At 47.3% G+C, this 3,811-nt stretch carries 4 protein-coding genes; 3 read left to right on the forward strand and 1 reads right to left on the reverse strand.

Annotation, left to right across the window (positions count from 1 at the left end; all coding sequences use genetic code 11):
• Positions 1-121 precede the first annotated feature (121 nt).
• Positions 122-1,186, reverse strand: a complete 1,065-nt coding sequence (locus Q0991_RS16630) for a DMT family transporter (protein WP_299490315.1) — start codon at positions 1,184-1,186, stop codon at positions 122-124.
• Positions 1,187-1,543: 357 nt separating this feature from the next.
• On the opposite strand from Q0991_RS16630, the gene sppA reads away from it, so the two are divergent.
• From sppA to Q0991_RS16645, 3 genes are all read left to right on the forward strand, one after another.
• Complete coding sequence (sppA, locus tag Q0991_RS16635; protein ID WP_299490316.1) at positions 1,544-2,368, forward strand: signal peptide peptidase SppA; 825 nt, start codon at positions 1,544-1,546, stop codon at positions 2,366-2,368.
• A 189-nt stretch (positions 2,369-2,557) separates the two neighbouring features.
• Positions 2,558-2,980 (forward strand): chorismate mutase, encoded by a 423-nt coding sequence (aroH, locus tag Q0991_RS16640; RefSeq protein ID WP_299490317.1) that lies wholly within the window; start codon positions 2,558-2,560, stop codon positions 2,978-2,980.
• Between the two features lie 70 nt (positions 2,981-3,050).
• On the forward strand, positions 3,051-3,524 hold the full coding sequence (locus tag Q0991_RS16645; RefSeq protein WP_299490318.1) for a CBS domain-containing protein: 474 nt from the start codon (positions 3,051-3,053) through the stop codon (positions 3,522-3,524).
• Positions 3,525-3,811: the final 287 nt, after the last annotated feature.

The following is a 3,811-nucleotide window of genomic DNA, read 5'->3' on the forward strand; positions in this document are numbered from 1 at the left end:
TGCAACTGAAACCCCATAAACGACTCAATTACCAGAGAGGCATGAGGGCGCTATCACTGATTCAGACCACATTGTGAAACCCTTGTCATCCCCAAAGAAGAATGAGTCTGGCAACCGATTGCTATTTTCTACTGCCTTTGGCATCAACCTGGATAGGGATCTCAGCGACCTTTGACTTTTTCGTCCCAACCAATCGTGTATCGACCCAGGCTAAGAGTTCACCGGGTTGGGGAAGCTGTTCTCTCTGATTCACAAAATAGATACTGACCAGGGTGAGACCAACCCCAAACGTCTGGATAGGACTGAGAACTTCGGACAAGAACAAATTGCCAAAAACAAGAGCAAACACGGGGGTCAAAAAGGTCAATGAACTCAGACTGGTTAAATTCCCTTTGGACGCAAAATAGAAGAATAGACCATAGGCAATCGCACTGCCAAAAATGGCGGCATAGGAGATGGCAATCCAGTCAGAGCTGGTCAGATGTCCCCATTGCTCAGATTCCCACAGGCCCGATCCGAAAAAGAGGGGGAGTCCACCCAGAAACATATGCCACCCGGTCGCACTAATTGGGTCAGCATATCGGCAAACTTGACGGATCATAACCGTCCCTACGGCCATCGATAATGCTGCCAATAGCATTAGAAATTCACCGCTATGGCTAATTTGAAGCCATGATTGCCATTGCAAAATTGCGTGCCCTTGCTGGAGCCATTCTCCCGTTCCTAGCTGCAAAATCCATTCGTCGGGTAAGCCAATACAGCTAATTCCGGTGATGCCAATGCCCAGACCTAGCCATCCCCAAACCCCAATTCGCTCGCCATAAAGAAATAGAGCTAGTAATGCCACTGCTAAAGGCTGGGAGTCAATCATGACGGATCCGAGCCCTGCAGAGGTATGGGAGAGTCCTAGGGCTAGGAATCCCTGAAAGCAAGTGACATCAATCAACGAAAATAAGACAATCCACAACCAGGCACGCCACCCTTGGGGTTGCTTCTTGCCCAACAAGGCGGCAGCGAAGATAACTAGCAGCCCTGCAGGAGCAATTCGCAACCCGCCCATAAATAAAGGAGTCGTGTGGGCGAGCACTCCTTTCATAGCGACCATTGCTGTTCCCCAAAGGAAGAAGGGGGCAATCAGAAAAAGTCGCTCAGGGAGACGTTGGGAGTCAGTCAGACTAAATTGCATAGTTTGTCCAGGGAAGGGCCAGGCTCAAGGGTGGGATCGTTGCTAAAGGTGTAACGCCACGGATACAAATTGATCGATAAATAAATCTAGGCTTAAAAGTCTAAATTTTCTGTAACATTTATTCCGATTATAAGATCCCAGCTTGGGTTCGCACAATTCCACTGACAGAGAGCCAAGGATGATCCCTGAGATGCGACCGAGCCAGAAGACAGGCTTTGAGAAACGAATTTTCTGGCGTATGACCTTTGTTGGCAGACTGCCGTCCTGATCTTGTGAAGGAATTGATCGTTGCAAGTTAATGTTAAATTGCGCCTCTCGAGCGTATAGTGTTGACGACATTCAGTAATAGTTTTGCCCATGATTTGGCCGTTTAAGGGTGGTGCCCGCAAACAAATAGCCCGTTTAGAAGTGAAAGGTGCGATCGCAGGACAAACCCGTAAGCACGTTCTAAAAGCCCTCAAAACCATCGAAGAGAAAGGTTACCCTGCGCTTTTACTTCGGATAGATAGCCCGGGAGGAACTGTCGTAGATTCCCATGAAATCTATAGCGCTTTACTCAAACTGCGGGATAAGGTCAAAATTGTGGCCAGTTTTGGCAATATTTCTGCATCTGGCGGGGTTTACATTGGCATGGGCGCAGAACATATCATGGCGAACCCAGGCACGATAACCGGCAGCATTGGCGTAATTTTGCGAGGAAATAACTTAGAACGCTTGTTAGACAAGGTCGGTGTGTCCTTCAAGGTTATTAAGTCGGGTCCTTATAAGGACATTCTGGCCTTCGATCGCGAACTCACAGAGCCAGAACGTCAGATCCTCCAAGATTTGATCGATAGCAGTTATTCGCAGTTTGTGAATATCGTGGCAGAAGGTCGGAATTTGGAGGTCGAGACGGTTAAACAGTTTGCCGATGGCCGGGTATTTACAGGACAACAGGCGCTTGAGTTGGGTCTGGTAGATCGCGTTGGGACGGAGGAAGATGCGAGGCGGTGGGCCGCAGAACTCGTTGGACTGGATCCTGAGAAGGCGAAATGCAACACCATTGAAGAGTCGAAGCCCTTTTGGAATAGATTGTTGCCCGGTAGTCAGCAAAATACGCTATCGTTGCCTGAGCCTGTTTTAGATTGGGTGGATTTTGAACTGTCGACCAATGGCCTCCCGTTATGGCTATACCGCCCCTAATCTTAGGATTCAGAACCGACAAAGCTGCTTTAGAGAGCCTTAGAGACCTGGAAGAATCCTACAATTGCCTCCCTGAAAGGGCTAAAGTAAGAGAATACTCATTCCCTGTGATTCAGGTCAGTGCCTTAAAGATGTCAAGTTTGCTAACATGACGCAGGCTTTCTTAGCATCCTAAGGCATGATCTAGCTATGGAGGGTAATTCTGTGTCATGGAGAGTACGTGCGATTCGTGGGGCAACAACTGCTTCTGAAAATTCCGTAGCTGCTATACGGGAGGCGGTGAATGAGCTGATGCGTGTCATCGAAGCAGAAAATACTTTTGATATTGATGAGATCATTAGTGTCACATTCTCCGTGACCAAAGACTTAGATGCCATTTTTCCGGCAGCAATTGCCCGCCAACGCCCGAATTGGAAGAATGTACCGCTGCTGGATGTTCAGCAGATGTGTGTGACCAGCGATTTAGACTTTTGCATTCGTTGTTTAATCCATTTCAATACGCCTAACCCCAATCAACCTATTCATCATATTTACCAAAATAGAGCCAAGGATTTGCGACCTGATTTGGGTTTTGTCAAACCCAGAGTCCCCTCTACACTTCCTTCCCATTGATAGTTTGGATTGTGATTTGCAGATGTTTTCCCCTTAAGATTGGGGTGTTCAAGGTATTGTAGGCAAACCTATGACAGTATCTCTACCTGTGGTCAATGATTTTATGACCCCGAACCCCATTACGATTTCTCCCTCGGCATCTTTGGAGACTGTGATTCAGCTATTAGAAGAACACCGCATTAGTGGCTTGCCGGTTGTAGATGAGGCCCAGCATGTGATTGGGATTATCTCTGAGGGGGACTTGCTGGTTCGAGAATCCCCAATGAAACCCCCGTTATATATGACTCTATTGGGCAGTGTTATTTATTTTGAGTCCCCTAAGCAATTTCATCAGCATATGCAGAAAGCCCTGGGGATGTTGGTGAAGGATGTCATGACTGCCAAACCCATTACCACCCAACCGGATGTGCCCTTAACGACGGCGGCAAACTTAATGCTGGATAAGAAAATCAATCGCTTACCCGTGGTGGATGATCATCAGATGTTGGTGGGAATTATCACACGCCATGATTTAGTTCGAGCTTTGAAGCCAACGGTGACTTAGGCCACCTGTAACTTAAGTCGACCGTAACTGAGGGAATAAGATTAAGTCGCTCCGACCAGAGTGGGGCTCCGTCAATCAATCCAGCCCTTTAGTGATCCTCCTTCTGACTGAGAACGCTTGGACATTGGCCTGACTTTTTCCGTTATCTCCTATAACCCTTCATTGTCAATACTTCCAGCGAATGAACCAAGACTTGTTTTGAGTGTTTGTTCGCAATAGCAGAGAGCAAATGCAAATGCTCTACGGAATAATGGGGGTTTCAAAAAGTATTGGCTAACTGTGAACTC

Origin of the sequence: Acaryochloris sp. IP29b_bin.137 (assembly GCF_028285745.1) — a bacterium.
Lineage (GTDB): Bacteria > Cyanobacteriota > Cyanobacteriia > Thermosynechococcales > Thermosynechococcaceae > Acaryochloris.

Excerpts from the sequence above, each read along its gene's own strand:
- sppA (WP_299490316.1), top strand. The coding sequence starts at position 1,544 with ATGATTTGGCCGTTTAAGGGTGGTGCCCGCAAACAAATAGCCCGTTTA.
- aroH (WP_299490317.1), top strand. The coding sequence starts at position 2,558 with ATGGAGGGTAATTCTGTGTCATGGAGAGTACGTGCGATTCGTGGGGCA.
- Q0991_RS16645 (WP_299490318.1), top strand. The coding sequence starts at position 3,051 with ATGACAGTATCTCTACCTGTGGTCAATGATTTTATGACCCCGAACCCC.
- Q0991_RS16630 (WP_299490315.1), bottom strand. The coding sequence starts at position 1,186 with ATGCAATTTAGTCTGACTGACTCCCAACGTCTCCCTGAGCGACTTTTT.